At 38.8% G+C, this 17947-nt stretch carries 17 protein-coding genes; 11 read left to right on the top strand and 6 right to left on the bottom strand.

Going from position 1 to position 17947, the window contains the following annotated elements:
• The first annotated feature begins 4 nt into the window (after positions 1-4).
• The gene (locus ABD676_RS11785) at positions 5-394 is read left to right on the top strand and encodes a DUF423 domain-containing protein (RefSeq protein WP_344674886.1); all 390 of its coding nucleotides are present in this window, start codon (positions 5-7) and stop codon (positions 392-394) included.
• An 808-nt stretch (positions 395-1202) separates the two neighbouring features.
• Complete coding sequence (gene priA / locus ABD676_RS11780) at positions 1203-3683, top strand: replication restart helicase PriA (RefSeq protein WP_344674885.1); 2481 nt, start codon at positions 1203-1205, stop codon at positions 3681-3683.
• Between the two features lie 26 nt (positions 3684-3709).
• Here priA and ABD676_RS11775 read toward each other — a convergent pair whose 3' ends face one another.
• On the bottom strand, positions 3710-4051 hold the full coding sequence (locus ABD676_RS11775) for a cupin domain-containing protein (RefSeq protein WP_344674884.1): 342 nt from the start codon (positions 4049-4051) through the stop codon (positions 3710-3712).
• A gap of 155 nt (positions 4052-4206) precedes the next feature.
• The gene (locus ABD676_RS11770) at positions 4207-4863 is read right to left on the bottom strand and encodes a protein-L-isoaspartate(D-aspartate) O-methyltransferase (RefSeq protein WP_344674883.1); all 657 of its coding nucleotides are present in this window, start codon (positions 4861-4863) and stop codon (positions 4207-4209) included.
• A 281-nt stretch (positions 4864-5144) separates the two neighbouring features.
• Between ABD676_RS11770 and ABD676_RS11765 the strand changes: the two genes are divergently transcribed.
• The 3 genes from ABD676_RS11765 to ABD676_RS11755 all read left to right on the top strand — a co-directional run bounded on the left by ABD676_RS11765 (position 5145) and on the right by ABD676_RS11755 (position 8315).
• The gene (locus ABD676_RS11765) at positions 5145-6002 is read left to right on the top strand and encodes a DUF4886 domain-containing protein (RefSeq protein ID WP_344674882.1); all 858 of its coding nucleotides are present in this window, start codon (positions 5145-5147) and stop codon (positions 6000-6002) included.
• A gap of 69 nt (positions 6003-6071) precedes the next feature.
• Positions 6072-7892 (top strand): MutS-related protein, encoded by a 1821-nt coding sequence (locus ABD676_RS11760; protein WP_344674881.1) that lies wholly within the window; start codon positions 6072-6074, stop codon positions 7890-7892.
• Between the two features lie 21 nt (positions 7893-7913).
• Positions 7914-8315: an acyl-CoA thioesterase gene (locus ABD676_RS11755; protein ID WP_344674880.1), complete on the top strand. Its 402-nt coding sequence runs from the start codon at positions 7914-7916 to the stop codon at positions 8313-8315.
• Between the two features lie 15 nt (positions 8316-8330).
• On the opposite strand, the gene ABD676_RS11750 is transcribed toward ABD676_RS11755, so the two are convergent.
• The 3 genes from ABD676_RS11750 to ABD676_RS11740 all read right to left on the bottom strand — a co-directional run bounded on the left by ABD676_RS11750 (position 8331) and on the right by ABD676_RS11740 (position 11625).
• A complete protein-coding gene (locus ABD676_RS11750; protein ID WP_344674879.1) occupies positions 8331-9395 on the bottom strand; it encodes an NADH:flavin oxidoreductase/NADH oxidase in 1065 nt (354 codons plus the stop codon).
• Positions 9396-9684: 289 nt separating this feature from the next.
• Complete coding sequence (locus ABD676_RS11745; RefSeq protein WP_344674878.1) at positions 9685-10059, bottom strand: DUF779 domain-containing protein; 375 nt, start codon at positions 10057-10059, stop codon at positions 9685-9687.
• A 63-nt stretch (positions 10060-10122) separates the two neighbouring features.
• Positions 10123-11625: an aldehyde dehydrogenase family protein gene (locus ABD676_RS11740; protein ID WP_344674877.1), complete on the bottom strand. Its 1503-nt coding sequence runs from the start codon at positions 11623-11625 to the stop codon at positions 10123-10125.
• 181 nt (positions 11626-11806) lie between these two features.
• Between ABD676_RS11740 and ABD676_RS11735 the strand changes: the two genes are divergently transcribed.
• On the top strand, positions 11807-12733 hold the full coding sequence (locus ABD676_RS11735) for a helix-turn-helix domain-containing protein (protein WP_344674876.1): 927 nt from the start codon (positions 11807-11809) through the stop codon (positions 12731-12733).
• Here ABD676_RS11735 and smpB read toward each other — a convergent pair.
• Positions 12720-13175, bottom strand: coding sequence for an SsrA-binding protein SmpB (gene smpB, locus ABD676_RS11730; protein ID WP_344674875.1), 456 nt, complete (start codon positions 13173-13175; stop codon positions 12720-12722). The two genes, ABD676_RS11735 and smpB, sit on opposite strands and share 14 nt — an antisense overlap.
• Before the next feature lie 298 nt (positions 13176-13473).
• Here smpB and spt point away from each other — a divergent pair, with 298 nt between their 5' ends.
• Genes spt through ABD676_RS11705 form a run of 5 tightly spaced genes read left to right on the top strand, consistent with a single transcriptional unit; the run spans position 13474 to position 17933 of the window.
• Complete coding sequence (gene spt, locus ABD676_RS11725) at positions 13474-14682, top strand: serine palmitoyltransferase (protein WP_344674874.1); 1209 nt, start codon at positions 13474-13476, stop codon at positions 14680-14682.
• Positions 14683-14706: 24 nt separating this feature from the next.
• A complete protein-coding gene (locus ABD676_RS11720; RefSeq protein WP_344674873.1) occupies positions 14707-15828 on the top strand; it encodes a hypothetical protein in 1122 nt (373 codons plus the stop codon).
• The gene (locus ABD676_RS11715) at positions 15825-16823 is read left to right on the top strand and encodes an NAD-dependent epimerase/dehydratase family protein (RefSeq protein ID WP_344674872.1); all 999 of its coding nucleotides are present in this window, start codon (positions 15825-15827) and stop codon (positions 16821-16823) included. The genes ABD676_RS11720 and ABD676_RS11715 overlap by 4 nt, the downstream gene beginning before the upstream one ends.
• 15 nt (positions 16824-16838) lie before the next feature.
• Complete coding sequence (locus tag ABD676_RS11710; protein WP_344674871.1) at positions 16839-17543, top strand: CDP-alcohol phosphatidyltransferase family protein; 705 nt, start codon at positions 16839-16841, stop codon at positions 17541-17543.
• Positions 17544-17546: 3 nt separating this feature from the next.
• A complete protein-coding gene (locus tag ABD676_RS11705; RefSeq protein ID WP_344674870.1) occupies positions 17547-17933 on the top strand; it encodes a GtrA family protein in 387 nt (128 codons plus the stop codon).
• Positions 17934-17947 lie beyond the last annotated feature (14 nt).

Raw genomic sequence — 17947 nt, 5'->3', positions numbered from 1 at the left:
AAAAATGAACAAACAAATTATTCTAACAGCCTCGTTTTTCGGATTGTTAGCCGTCATTCTAGGTGCTTTTGGTGCACACGGATTGGAAGGTAAGATTTCCGACAAACAGTTGGAAACTTGGCATACAGCAAATCAATATCAATTTTATCATACCCTAGCTTTATTGTTCCTTTCAACATTTTCAAGAGCAAAAAGCCAATCAATTAAAGTATCCTACATCATGTTTACCCTAGGTATTCTTTTGTTCTCCGGATCATTATACCTGTTAAGCACCAGAAATCTACTTGGTATTGAAAATATATCCATCATTGGACCAATTACCCCACTCGGTGGTGTCTGTTTCATTATAGGTTGGATAGCTTTATTTATCGCAGCAATGAAAAATCGAGCCTAAGGCTCCATATAAAAACAAAACAGCTCCAAATCTTCACTTTGGAGCTGTTTTGTTTTTATAGCTCCCCTAAAGCACTGTTTTTTGGTTTTTAGACCGCTTCATATTAGATGTGAGATATGAGACCGCTTCGCTGTTAGATAGAATTTCTAACACATTAGGAATTTGGTAATCCATAGGTCTTTATACTCACTACTCATTAATAACTACTATTTTAAATCGGGCAGACATTCCGCTGCGCTAAGTGCTGCCCCTACGTGTGGCGTATTATTATCGCCTAATAACCCATTATATGGGTAGCACGTTAGGTAGGGGCGGTACTGAGTGAGTTTGAGGGAAGGGGATTAATCCCCGACGAAAACGAGCGGAATGTCCGCCCGATTTTAATTATTATATAATAGATAATAGATAATAGATAATAGATAATAGATAATAGATAATAGATAATAGATAATAGATTTCAAAGGTTAGCTGTTTTTTAGTTTAATATTAACGGTCGAAGCATGCTTCAACCCTACATTTTGGATGGTAAGGAACAATAAAAATCACGATTGTTAGGGGCGATGCATGCATCGCCCGCATTACAATATTCTTCCCACAGGTCCATTAATACAGTTTTGATTTACATACGAATAGTTTCTTCGGCAAGCCTCACATTGATGGCGTCCTGTGCGGGAAGCTCAGTATATTCTCTCTATTCCTAGCTGGAAATGACCTAACCCACTTTCTATCTCATATCTAACAGCGAAGCGGTCTCACATCTGACATCTCAAATCTCAAAACTTACCCTTTATTTCCTTACTTTTGTTATATGTCTCAAGCAGAATTATTGCCCACTGATCGTAACACTTATTTTGTCGAGGTAATCTTACCATTAGCAATTGCTAAGAACTACACCTACCGTATCCCATTAGAGCTGAATGCTAAAATAGGAATTGGAAAGCGTGTCATTGTTCAATTTGGTAAGAACAAGATTTACTCCGCCTTGATCAGCAGTATTGGAACGGAAGCCCCACTGCAATATGAAGCTAAATATATCCTGGATATTGTGGATGATGATCCCATCATATTTCCAAATCAATTGGAAATGTGGAATTGGATATCCGAATACTACATGTGTTTTGTGGGGGATGTTATGCAGGCAGCATTACCTGCTGCACTGAAAATGGCTTCCGAAACCAAAATAATGGCAGCCAATGACCCTACACTTGATCGCTCATTAGTGACCGATAAAGGGTATATGATTCTTGAGGCATTGGACCTGGCAGGTGAATTAACCGTCAATGATGTCATCAAAATTCTAGGCCAAAAAACTGTATTCCCCTTATTAAGAAGCTTGTTTGATAAAGGATATATCTTGATTTCCGAAGAAATCAAAGAGCGTTATAAGCCGAAAACCAAAGCATTTCTTCGATTGGCATCCATGTTCAATGATTCAGATGGTAAACGAGATTTATTGGATTCCTTAAACCGTGCTCCAAAGCAACAAGATGCAGTATTGGCGTATATGCAATTGCAGAAAAATAAATCTGATATCAGTCGCCAGGATGTGATGGAAGCATCTGGTTGTGGTACTGCTGCTATCACGGCGTTAATTGATAAAGGTGTATTTGATGTCAAGGAGAAGGTGGTAAACCGATTCGAAGGAACCGATGTATTATTATCACCGGATTTTAAATTCAGCCCTGCTCAGCAAACAGCATACGACCAGATTAAAGCAGAATTTGAACTGAAGGATGTTGTACTTTTTCATGGAGTAACTGCTTCAGGGAAGACCCAATTGTATATTCGACTAATCGAGGAAGCATTAGCTCAAGGAAAGTCTGCTTTATACCTCTTACCAGAAATTGCCTTAACAGCGCAAATTACAGAACGTCTAAAACTACACTTCGGAGATAAATTAGGCGTATATCATTCCCGATTCAATGATAATGAGCGTGCTGAAGTGTGGCATCGTGTCAGAAAGGGAGAGTTCCAAGTCGTTATTGGTGCTAGGTCTTCTGTATTCTTGCCTTTCTTTGATCTTGGATTAATCATAGTAGATGAAGAACATGAAAATTCTTACAAGCAATATGATCCAGCTCCAAGATATCATGCCCGTGATACAGCCATCTATCTAGGACATCAACATCATGCAAAGGTGCTATTAGGTTCTGCTACCCCTTCTGTAGAGAGCTATTACAATGCTAAGGCTGGTAAATACGGCTTGGTGGAACTCTTGGAACGCTATGGTGATGCAAAACTTCCCGAAATAAAAATTATTGATATCGCAGAGGCTGCCCGCAAGGAAGAAATGTTCTCTTACTTTTCGGCTGAACTCCTGCAGGCTATAGCAACAACAGTTAAGAACAAGGAACAAGTAATCCTATTCCAGAACAGAAGAGGGCATACACCTTTTCTGCAATGTGGTACTTGCGGATATGTGGCGAAATGTGTCAACTGCGATGTGAGTATGACATATCATAAAACCAGTAATCTTTTGCATTGCCATTATTGTGGATTTTCCGAAGAGATGCCTCAAACATGTCCTGGATGCGGTATGCCAAATCTCCAAAGCAAAGGCTTTGGAACAGAAAGGGTAGAAGAGGAACTGGAAATTCAACTACCTGATCTTCGTATCGGTCGATTGGATCTTGATTCCACAAAGGGAAAACATGGTTTCGACCGCGTAATTGCTGCTTTTGATAATCAGGAATTTGATGTCCTCATTGGAACCCAAATGGTCACCAAAGGCTTAGATTTCGGAAATGTCACCCTTATTGGTATTATCAATGCCGATGGTATGATTAATTTCCCTGACTTTAGAGCATATGAACGTGCCTTTTCTTTATTTTCTCAAGTAGCAGGTCGTGCAGGTAGAAGACAGAATCCTGGAACCGTAATCGTTCAAACCTATACCCCTAACCACCGTATCTTAGAGCAAGTCAAAGAACACGATTATAATGGGATGTTTATTACAGAAGTTACGGAGAGAAAGAACTACCAGTACCCGCCATTTTATCGCCTAATAAAGTTAGATGTAAAAAATACGGATCAGGATTTGGTGAATGATGCGGCTAATCGATTAGCAAGCTTACTTCGTCAACAGTTAGGTGCTCGCGTTTTAGGACCTGAACCACCATTGATTTCCCGAGTAAGGAATAATTTTATTCAGACCATTACCCTTAAAATTGAGAGGAAAAATATCTCCATCAGTAAAGTCAAGGATCTCATAAGGCAATCCATCCTACATTTCGATCTCGATAAGAAGAATAAAGGCGTGAAGATTCAAATTGATGTCGACCCTTATTAAAGACTTGGTAATATTTAGAAATACTATTATAAATCTATTCGGTCCCCATGTGCCATGGGCTGAGAAATCACTATAAATTCCAAGTCTTCATTGGAAAGATTACTTATTCGGTGTTTTTCCAAAGGCTTTACATGGAATCCCTGCTTGGCTTTCACCTCATAGTGTTTGCCTTCTTTCTCGAATATGGCTTCACCTTTTAGGATATAGAAAAATTGTTCCGATTTATCATGATAGTGAAGACGTTCGGCTGTCTTGGCGGGCATTCGCTCCTCAATAACACTTAAACCCATGCTTTTGAGTAAATGCCAACCATCACATTGATCCCCCCAAGTATAATGTTCAACCAGGTTCTTACGAATTATGCTCATTTTGTTTAATTATGTATTTGATCGGATTGAATATCTGAACCCTACCCAAATATGCTTAATTCTTTAGGGATAAGCAATATGAGCCAATAAGTTCACAAAAACTTAATAAACAATAACAAATACAATTTTCTGCTAAACCTAGTTTCCTTGGAATATTACCAGGCTTGGTCGCCTACTAAAGGAACAAAACGAAAGGTATCCAATTCTATTCGCTCAAAATCATTCTCACCTACGCGTAAAATGGTCACCATCTTTTGGAATTTTTCATCTCCTACTGGAATAACCATTAATCCGCCAAGTTTTAATTGTTTGAGCATTTTTTCCGGTACAAAGGGGGCACCAGCAGTCACGATGATCCGATCATATGGGGCATGTTTCGGAATCCCCATTGAACCATCACCTAGAAAGAAATGTGGCTTATAGCCCATGTATGGTAAGACTTGAATAGTACGCTGATATAAATTCTCTTGCCTTTCGATGGTGAAAACCTCTGCGCCCAATTCTAATAAGATACAAGTCTGATAACCTGAACCTGTGCCTATCTCCAATACCTTATCACCTTTATTAATATGGAGTAATTGACTTTGATAAGCTACCGTATAAGGTTGTGAAATGGTTTGCCCATCGCCAATCGGAAATGCAATATCACGATAAGCTTGATTCCAAAAAGTCTCATCGAAAAAGAAATGCCTAGGCACTTTCCCGATCGCAGCCAACACTCGCTTATCCTCTATACCTCGCTTCTCCAAGTGTCGAACCAACTGCTTTCTCGCTCCTTGTTCCCGATAATTATCAATGAATTTATACGCCATACCTTCCAAAAATACCCTTATTTTGCCATATATGTATGCCTAATTTGCAATTCATTCTGTCTCAATATCCTTGCGTTTTTATTCGCATTAACGCTTTTAAATGTCCCATTATTTAACTATCAGAATCGAATTTTAGCCTTTAGCCATTATTCCTTTTTAAACTATATTAACTTAATTTTTCGTACTTTTAGTCTGTTAATGCAAAATGCCTATAACTCTACTTTCTTCTTATTTGGAAGAATAGCCATGTAAATAATCACAGATTAAAAAATATTCGAAAAATGAAACAGATCAGCCTTCTTTTTTTCTTTATATCCTTAAATTTCCAATTGATCTTTGCGCAGCATGCATCCCCTAAGGATGATGATGTAACCAAAGTATTGGCAATAGGTAATAGCTTCTCAGAAGATGCTATTGAAAATTATTTATATGACCTAGCAAAAGCAGATGGTAAGAAAATGGTCATCGGAAATTTATATATCGGTGGAGCGCCATTGGAATTACATTTAAAAAATGCTCATAACAATGTTGATGCATATTCCTACAGAAAAGTAGGAGAGGATGGTGTGAAAAACACGACGCCAAAGGTAAGCATTGAAAAAGCCCTAGCCGATGATAACTGGGATTTTATCAGCTTACAACAAGCAAGCTCTTTTTCCGGTCAGTATAATGTAGTGATGGCTTCACTGACAGATTTATGGACCTATGTCTTCGCGCATATGAACCCAGATTCTAAAATGGTGTACCACCAAACTTGGGCTTACCAGCAAGATTCAAAACATGAAGGTTTTAAAATCTATGGTCAAAACCAACAGACCATGTATGATAGTATCATGAATGTCACCAAACATATAGATAAAACTGGTGACTTTGAATTTGTGGTACCTTCAGGTACAGCTGTTCAAAATGCTAGAACCAGTTCCATTGGCGACCATATGACACGTGACGGCTATCACCTGAACTTAGATTATGGCCGTTTCACTGCTGCTTGTGTGTGGTATGCCAAATTATTTAATGCAGATCCTAGAAAGAACCCCTATAAACCAGAGAAACTAACAGATGAACAAGCGAAAATTGCAAAAGAAGCAGCTTGGAAAGCAGTGAAAAAACCTTTCAAAGTTTCGAAGGTTAAAAAATAAGAAAACATCTTTTTCATATACCACAAAAATAGCTCGGCATCACCGGGCTTTTTTATTTATTTTAGCGACATGAGTACTGCATTTTACCAAGCCAATGTAAAAAAGGCTAAAGAAAATATCCAAAAACTGGAAAAAACCATTAATCGTAATTCATTACTTCGTCTCGCCATTATTCTAATTGGTGGAATCGTCATTTTCCAATTGTTTAAAATCAACAATGTTTTTGTGGTTCTCGGAACCATGATGTTGATTATGCTCCTATTCGTGTATTTGGTTTTTCGCCAAAGTAGAGTAGAAAGACAATTGCAAGAAGCCAAGATATATCTTCAGGTAAATGAAAACGAATTAGCCATCAAAGAAGGACATGCGAATATGTATGCCGATGGTGCAGAGTTTGATGATGGAAAACATCCTTATGTTTCCGATTTAGATATTTTTGGTAGCAACTCCTTATTTGCTTTAGTAAACCGTTGCTCCAGTAAAGACGCTGTGCTACAATTGAAGAATTGGTTTGCTTCTCCTGCCAGCAAAAAGGACATCTTGGAAAGACAAGAAGCTATTCAGGAATTAAAAAAAGACCCAGAGCATCTACAGGCATTTCAAACAAAAATGCTCTTTAACCTGGGGTCTAAAATTAACCTGAGTTCCTACATAGCAAGTTATTTTCACGATCAGAGTTTCAAGTTTGGCAATGCCGCCTTGAAAGCCTATGTTACTATCGTACCGTTTATTTTCTTAGCCGGAACCTTATTCTCCATTTTTGTACACAATATCGGTTCATACTTGATTTTTCTTGCAATTGCACATTTATTGTGGACCATCGCTATGGCGGGTAAAATCTCTCAATTCTCCAATAAAATCGATAAAGTAGGTGCTTCCTTATTAGGATTTGCAGATGGTATTAAACTTATTGAGGATAAAACCTTTCAGGCAACACTGTCCAAGAATATACAACAACAGATTAAAGTCGAAAAGCAAGATAAAAAGCTCTCCAGCATTATTGCTGAACTAGGTAAGCTTATTGACAAGTTGGATGCTCGTAATAATATGCTAGTTGGAGCCATTTTGAATATGCTATTCCTATGGGATTTCAAACAAGTCATGGCCATTGCAAAATGGAAAGATCAATATGAAGATTCTATCCTCAATGGATTCGAAGCCGTTTCTGTCTATGAATGTTTAATTTCCTTAAGTGTACTCAGCTATAACAATCCTGAGTGGGCTACTCCCGTTATTCTGGACAACTATGCTACAGATAAAATCATAACAGAGGAAATTGAGCACCCTTTGATTAAAAAGGATCGTTCAGTAGCCAATGATTACAATGCTACCGATCACCAGATTGCTCTAATTACAGGTTCTAATATGGCTGGTAAAAGTACCTTCCTCAGAACAATTGGAATAAATGCTGTTCTAGCTTATACGGGTGCCGTGGTTTGTGCAAAATCCCTAAGGCTTCCCATTTACTGCCTGGTAAGTTATATGCGTATTAAAGATTCCCTCAATGAAAGTACATCGACCTTTAAAGCTGAATTGGACCGTATGAAGTTTATTCTGGATCAAGTAAGCAATCAAAAAGATACTTTTTTCTTGATTGATGAAATGCTAAGAGGAACAAATTCGGTAGACAAATACTTAGGGTCTAAAGCAATCATAAAAAAATTAATTGGTTTGGACGGTCGTGGGATGTTAGCAACTCATGATTTACAGCTGGCAGATTTGGCGCAACAATATCCACAAGTCATTAGAAATTATCATTTTGATATTCAGGTCCGTGCTTCAGAAATGCTTTTTGATTATAAACTAAAGGATGGAGCATGTACCATTTTTAATGCATCAATGCTCTTAAAGGGCATTGGAGTAGTCGTTGAAAGCGAAAAAGATGCTTAACTTTGCGCCTTTATTACAACAATGACTATTCAAGAACGCATCGATCAAAGCGAAACTCGTATTACCATGACTGTGTTTCCTTTCCTCACCAATCACCACGATACCCTATTTGGCGGTAAAGCCATGGCGATGATGGATGAGGTTTCCTTTATGTGTGGTACTCGCTTCTGTAGAAAACAATTAGTAACTGTATCAACCGACAAAATCGACTTCCATAAGGCTATCCCTTCAGGAAGTATCGTTGAAGCTGTCGCACGCGTAGAAAGCGTAGGCCGTACCAGCTTAAAAATATTCGTAGAAATATTTTTAGAAAGCATGTATAAAGATGGTCGCGAAATGGCTATTCAGGGTAGATTTACCTTTGTAGCATTGGACGACAACAAGAAGCCTATTCCAGTATTGGAAGGTTTGGATGTAAATTAATCCCTTGATTTTTTCCTATTGAGCCTTTGCTCTTTCATATTGAACTGGCCATGCAATGGGTACATCTAAATCTTTTGCCCATTGCAAGACCAGATGTGGATTCCTTAAAAAACTCCGTCCAATAAGGACAAAGTCTGCAGCGCCTTGTTCCAAGATCTCCTGCGCTTGACCCGCATTTGTAATAAGGCCTACTGCGCCTGTTACAATACCAGTCGATTTCTTGATCGCTGTAGCAAATGGTACTTGATATCCTGGACCCACATTTATCCGCTGTTCCCGAACAGCGCCTCCTGAGGAAATGTCCATCACTTCAACTCCTAAGCTTTGTAACCTTTTTACGAGCTCAATACTTTGATTTTCATCCCATCCACCAGCTGCCCAATCAGTCGCTGAAATACGAACCCACAAAGAATGTGAGTCCCCTAAAACAGCTTTAACCGAACGAACAATTTCTTCTAAAAACCGAATTCGATTATCAAAGGAACCACCATATTCATCCGTTCGGAAATTACATAATGGCGATAGAAATTGATGAATGAGGTAACCATGGGCGGCATGCAACTCAATAATTTGAAAACCTGCTAATACTGCTCGTCGCGCCGCATCCTGAAAAGCTTGAACCAAATCTTTGATTTCAGCAATCGTTAATTCCTTCGGTGCATGCTCATTCGGATAGTAAGGAATAGGAGAAGGGGCGACCGTCTGCCAACCATGCTCCTCATTCGGCTTAAACTGATTCTTACCAATCCATGGTTTATCCGTACTTGCCTTTCGACCAGCATGTGCTAATTGTATACCCGGAATTGAGCCTTGGCTTTTAATAAAGGCAGTGATTTCTCTCAATGGTTCTATTTGTCCATCTTCCCATAATCCCATGTCGCCATAGCTTATTCTGCCCTCTGGACGAACGGCTGTCGCTTCTTGTATCACAGCCCCTGCTCGTCCTATAGCAAATTGTCCCAAATGAGCCAAATGCCAGCTGTTCGCATAGCCATGCTCTGCTGTATATTGACACATAGGGGAAACCACAATGCGGTTCGGAATAACGAAGTTCTTCAAAGGAAGTGGTTCAAATAACATAATGGATTTTTTATTTCTTTATCTACAAACGCTTTAACTGTATAAATGGTTGGCGATTAAATATACTGATGTTATAAATTTAAGGTTATTTCGATAATAATTACCCGAACATCAAGAGATACTGACATATTCGTGACCCGTGATAATAGAACTGTTGATGATGTGCTCTAAGTAGATTTAAATAACAAAAACCAGCCTATGGGAAAGACTGGTTTTATTTGCTTTATTTTTAAAATGAAGCTTATTTGGTAAAAAGATAAAATTGTTATCTCCGTAAGTAAATAGCTTTTTATTCGTTTCGAATGACTGGACTTAGATCTTGTCGTTCTTCGTCTGTAAATAATCGATAATGAATCTTAAAGGTTTTTCCTAATGGAGTCTCTAAAGAAAATCCACCTGGACCAAATCCATCCAAAACGTCAAGCGTAAAATGGGAGTACTGCCAATATTCAAATAAATCTCGGTCAACCCAAAATTCAAACCCTTCCACTAATCCGATCATGGCATCATTCATCCTTGGATAAAACCCGCCCTTCTCAAAACATTGCGGTTGAGTTCCTTCACAGCACCCACCTGCTTGATAGAACATCAGATCTCCATGTTTTTCCACCAATTCTCGAATTAATTCTCGGGCAGCATCTGTTACGTCAATTCTTGAAACCATAGCTGTTTTGTTTTATTAAGGGCATACCGAAATATGCCCTTTTGTTCTGTTTATTCGTGTTCCTTAAAAGAACCCTAATTTTTCCTTGCTATACGATATCAGCAAATTCTTTGCTTGACGGTAATGAGCCAACATCATTTTGTGATTCTCGCGTCCGATTCCTGATTGCTTGAAACCACCGAATGGTGCTCCGGCAGGATAGCTATGGTATTGATTTACCCATACACGACCAGCTTGTATAGCTCGAGGTACTTGATATAATTGATGTGCATCACGTGTCCACACACCTGCTCCTAATCCATATATGGTGTCATTGGCTATAGCAATTGCTTCAGCCTCATCCTTAAACGTGGTTACGGCTAGTACAGGACCAAAGATCTCCTCCTGAAAAATACGCATCTTGTTATGACCTTTAAAGAGAGTTGGTTTAATGTAGTACCCTTCTTCTAATCCTGAACCTACAACATTCTCATCTCCTCCAGTTAATACTTCGGCACCTTCTTCTTTACCCAGTTTGATATAAGACATGATCTTATCTTTCTGAATTTTTGAAGCTTGAGCACCCATCATAACCTTAGGGTCTAATGGATTACCTACTTTTATTTTATTGACACGGTCTATTACACGCTCAATAAACTTTTCATAAATATCCTCTTGTATTAGCAAACGGGATGGACATGTACAGATTTCACCTTGATTTAAAGCAAACAAAACCGCACCTTCGACTGCCTTGTCCAAGAAAGAATCATCGGCATCCATGACAGAACTGAAGAATACATTTGGTGATTTACCGCCCAACTCTAAAGTAACTGGAATAATATTTTCCGTTGCATATTGCATCACCATTCTTCCTGTTGCGGTCGACCCTGTAAAGGCTGCCTTGGAAACTTTAGGATGGGTTACCAAATGGCGACCTAATTCCGATCCAAATCCATTCACCACATTGATCACACCTGCCGGAATCAGGTCACCAATAAGTTCCATAAGAACCATAATAGATGTAGGGGTACTCTCCGCTGGTTTTAAAACCACCGTACAGCCTGCAGCTAGGGCAGGTGCTAATTTCCAAACGGCCATTAAAATCGGGAAATTCCATGGGATAATCTGTGCCACAACACCGATCGGTTCATTGACAATCAAGGATACCGTGTTGCTGTCCAGTTCTGATAAAGAGCCTTCCTCTGCTCGAATCACGCCCGCAAAATAACGGAAATGGTCAATCGCTAATGGAATATCCGCATTTAAAGTTTCTCGAACCGCTTTACCATTATCGATAGTTTCAACAGCTGCAATCTTCTCCAAGTTCTCCTCAATTCGGTCAGCAATCCGAAATAAAATATTGCTTCGCTCTGTCGCCGAAGTCTTACTCCAGGTCTCAAAGGCTTTCGCTGCTGCCTCCACCGCCAAATCAATGTCTTCTTTGGTAGAATGGGCAACCTTTGTAAATACTTTCCCGTCAATAGGAGAGATGTTGTCAAAATAATTTCCCTTGCTTGGTGCCACAAATGCACCGTTAATATAGTTGTCATATCGCTCGTTGAACGACGGTCTCGCAATTGTACTCATAGTCTGTAAAATTTGATCGTTAGAATTTATGAATTCGTTATTATCCAAATTTAATTAAGCACAAGTTGAAGATATAGCACTATTGTCTCTTTGTGTAGCACAATATTTTCACACAAGGAATTTATTTTTAATCAGCCTTTTTCATATATTTGGTAAGCCACCGATTATAAATTAAAAGCATATGGAGAAAGTAAATTTGATCCGCGAGTTACCTTATGCGGCTGGAAAGGAGTTATCTACCCTCGTTGAAAATCGTAAAGCTTATACCCTCAATAATTTTGAACTAAATGTGTTTGAAACCTATGAGGTAAGCAATATGGTGCCTTTGAAGTTCGACGATATCGTCATTATCAATATGCTGAAAGGCAAAAAGATAATGCACCTGGAAGATGTGCCCGCTTTTGACTATATGCCCGGTGAAACATTAATACTTCCTGCTTCTAAACCCATGGAAATAGATTTCCCGGAGGCCAGAATGAAAGACCCTACACAATGTACGGCCCTCGTTATTTCCTCCGAAAAGATCAATGAGAGCTTAAATTTCCTGAACGATAATTATCCTAAAACAGAACATAAATTAAGTTGGGATTTTAGTTGGGATAAATTCCATATCTCAAACACCTCCGAATTAGCAACCATAACCAATAAACTCTTTGCTGCAATGATCAGTACCGATCCTTTTAAGGATGCGCTTTCTGATCTGCTATTCAAAGAATTGCTCATTCGTATCATTCAACAACAGCAGTTCGAAAGACTGAAAGAGCCCGAATCAGATAACTTAATTGGTCCAATGGGCCCAATTAAAAAGTATATCCAGGAACATTTAACGGAAAAATTAACTGTGGATGTCCTTTGTCAACAAATGGACATGAGTAAGGCTGGCTTATTTCGATTGTTTAAAGAGGAATACGGAATCAGTCCAATGGAATTGGTGATTCAAGAACGATTAGAAAAAGCAAAAGATCTGCTGAGAACTAACCTTTCCGTGAAAGAGGTATGTTATGCTTGTGGATTTAATGATGTGAATTATTTTGTGCGATTGTTTCGAAGTAGAACAGGCATTACACCTGGTCTATATCAAAAGGATGTTCGATTTAACGCTTCATAGCTCGATCCATCTCCCGCTTGGAGTCGCGCTCCTTAATACTATCACGCTTGTCAAAGTCTTTTTTACCTTGCGCTAATGCAATTTCTACTTTTGCATAGCCTCGCTCATTTATGAAGATGCGTAAAGGAACAATCGTAAAGCCTTTTTCTTCGCCTTTTTCCTTTAATTTCTTTAGCTCTCGCTTCGTTAATAGCAGTTTACGATCGCGCTTAGCTTCGTGGTTATAAAAGGAACCATAGGAATATTCCGCAATATGCATGTTACGAATGTAAAGACCGTCCTCAAAAAAAGCACAGAAACTATCGTTGATATTTGCCTTCCCTTCCCGGATAGATTTGATCTCGGTACCTAATAACCCTAATCCCGCAACATACTTATCCAGTAGTTGGTATTCAAAGCTTGCACGTTTATTTTTAATATTAACCGATGATGAAATCGCCATGTTTTATTCCCTTTTGAATCCACAAAGGTACTAATTCCTGATTTTTAGCAAAATCATATCTGTTTTTATCGTAAACTTTATGTTAATATTAATTTAATTTTATGATATTTATATGTCAAAGCACAAACAATTTGAACTTTAAGTTTTGTATGTTTGCATCGATTTTTTGTAAATAAAGGTAATTATTACGTTATTTATTGACGTGAATAGAAGTAGTTTTGTACCTTTGTAGGATTTTTGACGATTTTTGTTAAAAGTTCAAAAAGTAAATATTGTTGAGATTATAGATACCTGTCGAATGAGCAAGGGAAAATTAAATGAAAGAACTGCGCGGTTTTTAGATGGCGAGTTAGGAGATATTAAATCTAAAAACTTATATGCCTTTTTTAGGCCGATTCAATCCAAGCAAGATACCGAAGTGAAAATCGACGGTAAGCGTGTTTTGATGTTTGGTTCTAACTCCTATTTAGGATTAACCACCGACCCACGTATTATTAAAGCCTCCCAAGATGCGCTAGAAAAATACGGGACGGGATGTGCCGGTTCAAGATTCCTTAATGGAACCTTAGATATTCACGTTGAACTGGAGGAAAAACTTGCTGATTACGTTGGTAAAGAAGCAGCCATCCTTTTCTCAACCGGATTCCAGTCTAACCTTGGTCCGTTATCTTGTCTTACTGGTAGACATGATTACATCCTTTTGGACGAACGCGACCATGCTTCCATCATCGATGGTAGCCGACTGTCTTTCTCAAAAGTCATCAAATATGCCCATAATAACATAGACGATCTACGCGATAAAATGGCACGTTTGCCTGAAGAAAGCTTCAAGCTAATCGCTACTGATGGTATATTCTCTATGGAAGGGGACATTGTTAAATTACCTGAACTTGTTCAAGTAGCTAACGAATTTGATGCAGCAATATTGTGTGATGATGCACACAGTTTAGGTGTTATCGGTGAAAAAGGCGCAGGAACAGCTAGCCATTTCGGATTAACTGATCAGGTTGATCTGATTATGGGAACTTTCTCCAAATCTCTAGCTTCACTAGGTGGTTTCGTGGCTGCCGATAAAGACACCATTGAATTCTTAAAACACAGAGCACGCTCCTTAATGTTCAGTGCTTCTATGACCCCTGCTTCTGTTGCTTCTACCTTAAAAGCTTTGGAAATTATCCAAACCGAACCAGAACACATTGAAAAACTGTGGGCAAATACAAACTATGCGAAGAAATTATTGTTAGATAGTGGATTCGACTTAGGTGCAACCGAAAGCCCGATTCTACCGGTGTTTGTTCGTAATAACGAAAAAACATATATCGTGACCAAAATGTTGCAAGATGACGGAGTGTTTGTGAACCCTGTAGTGGCCCCTGCTGTCCCTACAGAGGAATCTCTAATCCGCATCTCCCTAATGGCGACGCATACCTTTGACCAAATCGATGAAGCTGTCGAAAAAATGGCCAAAGTATTTAAATCGCTAGAGGTAGAAAGTTTTATTAGTTAATTCTTCAACTAAATTCTATTAAACGTGATAACGATTGTTCCAGTAGAGACGAAAAAGCAGCTCGCTGCATTTATTGACTTTCCTCATTACTTATATGCGAACGATCCGAATTATGTTCCAGAACTCTTTTTGGGACAAGAGGATTTATTAAGTCCGAAAAAACACCCTTTCTACAAACATTCTATCGCGCAACCGTTCTTAGCGTATAGGAATGGAGAAATCGTGGGGCGAATCGCTGCGATTTATAACAGAAATCATAACGCATTTAATAATGTGAATGAAGGGCAATTCGGCTTTTTTGATTCCATTAATGATCAGGAAGTGGCCGATACGCTGTTCAAAACCGCTGAGGATTGGGTAAAGGATAAAGGGGCTAACTTAATTGTTGGACCCATCAACTTAACAACAAACGATACAATTGGCCTTTTAGTTGAAGGATTCGACCGACCACCAATGGCTATGATGCCTTACAATTCTCCTTATTATATGGACCTATTGACCAACGCTGGATATGCTAAAAAAGTAGATCTTCGCGCTTATTTAGTCAATAAAGCTAATGCAAATCACCGTTCTGTTCTGCTTCTCGATAAACTTGAAGCTCGATTAGAACGCTCTGGTATCAAGTTGCGCCATATAAACCTGAAGGATTTTAAAAACGAGGCCGAAAGAATTAAAAAGGTTTATAATAAAGCTTGGGATAAAAACCTCGGTTTTGTCCCGATGACGGATGATGAATTCAACCATGTTGCAAAAGACTTGAAAATGATCGTCGACCCTAGATACTGCGTTCTTGCTGTAAAAGGGGATGAGGTTATTGGTTTTGCACTGGGTATTCCTAATGTCAACGAAATACAAATTAATATTAAAAAGGGAAGATTATTCCCTACTGGTATTTTCAAACTACTTTTCGGTAAAAAGAAAATCAAATCCCTTCGTGTATTAATGTTAGGGGTATTGGAGAATTATCGAAAACTAGGCATTGAAGCTTGCCTTTATGGTCGAATCATTAAAGAAGCACTTCCTTCGGGTATTGTCGAGGCTGAATGCTCTTGGATGTTGGATCATAATTACATGATGAATCACGCTATTGAACAAATCAATGCTGATTTCTATAAAAGATATCGGCTGTACGAAAAAGCGGTATGAAAAAGAAAATCTTCATTACGGGTGCTAGCGGATTTGTAGGTTCTCACCTGACTGAAGCTGCTCAATCATTAGGACTGGAAGTCCATGCCGCCGTTCGAAATTCCAGTAAGACAACTGATATTGAACCCTTTGTCGATAAATTCGTGTACCCAAATCTAGGGAATACTGAAGACCTCCTAAAACTTTTTGATCAAGAGAAATACAGCTACATCATTCATGCAGCCGCAATGACCAAGACAAAAAGCGAGGAATTGATGAAGAATGTCAACGTAGGATATACCGAAGCTTTGTTGCATGCGGCATTCAAGGCAGATATGCCTTTGGAAAGAATTGCCTATGTCAGTAGCTTGGCAGCAATTGGACCTATTCCGTATGCTAATGAAGGTTTAATTGACGAATCTTTTCCATATCATCCGCTTACCGTTTATGGCCGAAGTAAAAAAGAGTCTGAAATAATGATTCAGAACAACTTCACCGACGAACGAATTTCCATATTCCGCCCCACAGCAGTGTATGGTCCTCGTGAAAAGGATATCTTTATTCTTTTCGATACCATGCGCAGAGGTTTGGACCCTTATATCGGTACCAATCCGCAAAAACTAAGCTTTATCTATGTGAAGGATTTAGTGGATGTTCTTCTGAAAGGTGTCATGACACCTCAAGAAGGCATGCAATTTTATAATATCAGCGATGGTCAAGTCTATTCCAGATATGCCATGGCCGAAATATATAAGGATATATTCCAAAAGAAACTATGGAGAATGCATGTGCCCCTAGGTTTAGTGAAGGGAATTGCACAAATATCACAGTTTCTGTATAGAAATTCCCCCAAAACGCCTGTCATTTATCCCGAACGTCTCGGTGAATTGACTGCCGAAAACTGGGGTGTGGATATCACACATGCCCAATCCCAATTGGGTTTCGACCCGAAATACCTGCTTGAGGATGGCCTCAAGGAAAGCCTCCTTTGGTACAAGGAAAATAAATGGCTATAATATTTTTTCAAGATCATGAGTGAACAAAAAATAAATAAAAAGCTTTTTCAAGACAGAAAGCGAACAAACATATTAAGTAATCCAGAACAGAAATTCATTTCTTACTTGGTACCACGTATACCAGAATGGATTACTTCTGATGGATTGACTGGGATCGGTTTCTTTGGATCTTTGATGATCCTAGCAAGTTTCTTGCTTGCCGAGTATGTCAGCATCTATTTCTTGTTGCTGGCGGTATTGGGCTTCTTTATTCAATGGTTTGGTGACTCTTTGGATGGACGTATTGCTTATTACCGTAATAAATCAAGAAAATGGTACGGCTTCGCCCTTGATATTGTAATGGACTGGGTGTCCACCGTTTTTATCGGTCTCGGATATGTTTTCTATACCACTGGCGATTTTAAATACCTTGGATTTACCCTCGTGTCCCTATACGGTTGGGCAATGATTATTTCCCAATTGAGATACCGTATAACCGATCAATACACCATCGATGCTGGTTTATTAGGCCCTACGGAAATTCGCGTAATCATCTGTTTGGTACTTATCCTGGAGGTTATTGTGCCGGGTTCTATCAACTACAGCGTCTTGTTAATCTGTATCGCCTTATTCTTTATTAATATTGGCGATACCAAAAAATTGTTGGCAGTTGGGGATTTGAAAGATAAGGAAGAGAAAGCAGCTAAATTACAGAAGGAATCCAATCAAGAGCAACCATAAGTAATGTCCTTTAAGTGGAAAGAATTTTTTAAAGCTCAATTCTCCGCCTTTTTAGGTGGGCTGGCAGATTTTGGAATCTATACTTTCTGTTATAAAATTCTGCTTTTTACTGCCCCATTTTCCAATGTGGTCAGTGGTAGTCTAGGGGCGATCGTGAATTTTACCATAAACCGGTATTGGTCTTTTAACAATACAGCAGTACCCCTGGCGAGTCAACTCTGGAAATTTATTCTTGTGGTGGTTGGAAGTATTACCCTAAAATCTTTGGGAATTCACTTGCTGGTCGATATATGGCATTGGCATTTCCTGCTGTCCAAACTTATCCTCGAAATTGTAGTCTCCCTCGGATTTAATTTTACACTTCAAAAATATTGGGTATTCCGCAAATAAGGTTAAATAAATAT

Source organism: Sphingobacterium kyonggiense, from assembly GCF_039536825.1.
In the GTDB taxonomy this organism is placed as follows: Bacteria; Bacteroidota; Bacteroidia; order Sphingobacteriales; family Sphingobacteriaceae; genus Sphingobacterium; species Sphingobacterium kyonggiense.
Note: the sequence above shows the minus strand (reverse complement) of the source record. Positions and strands in the feature narration are given on the sequence as shown.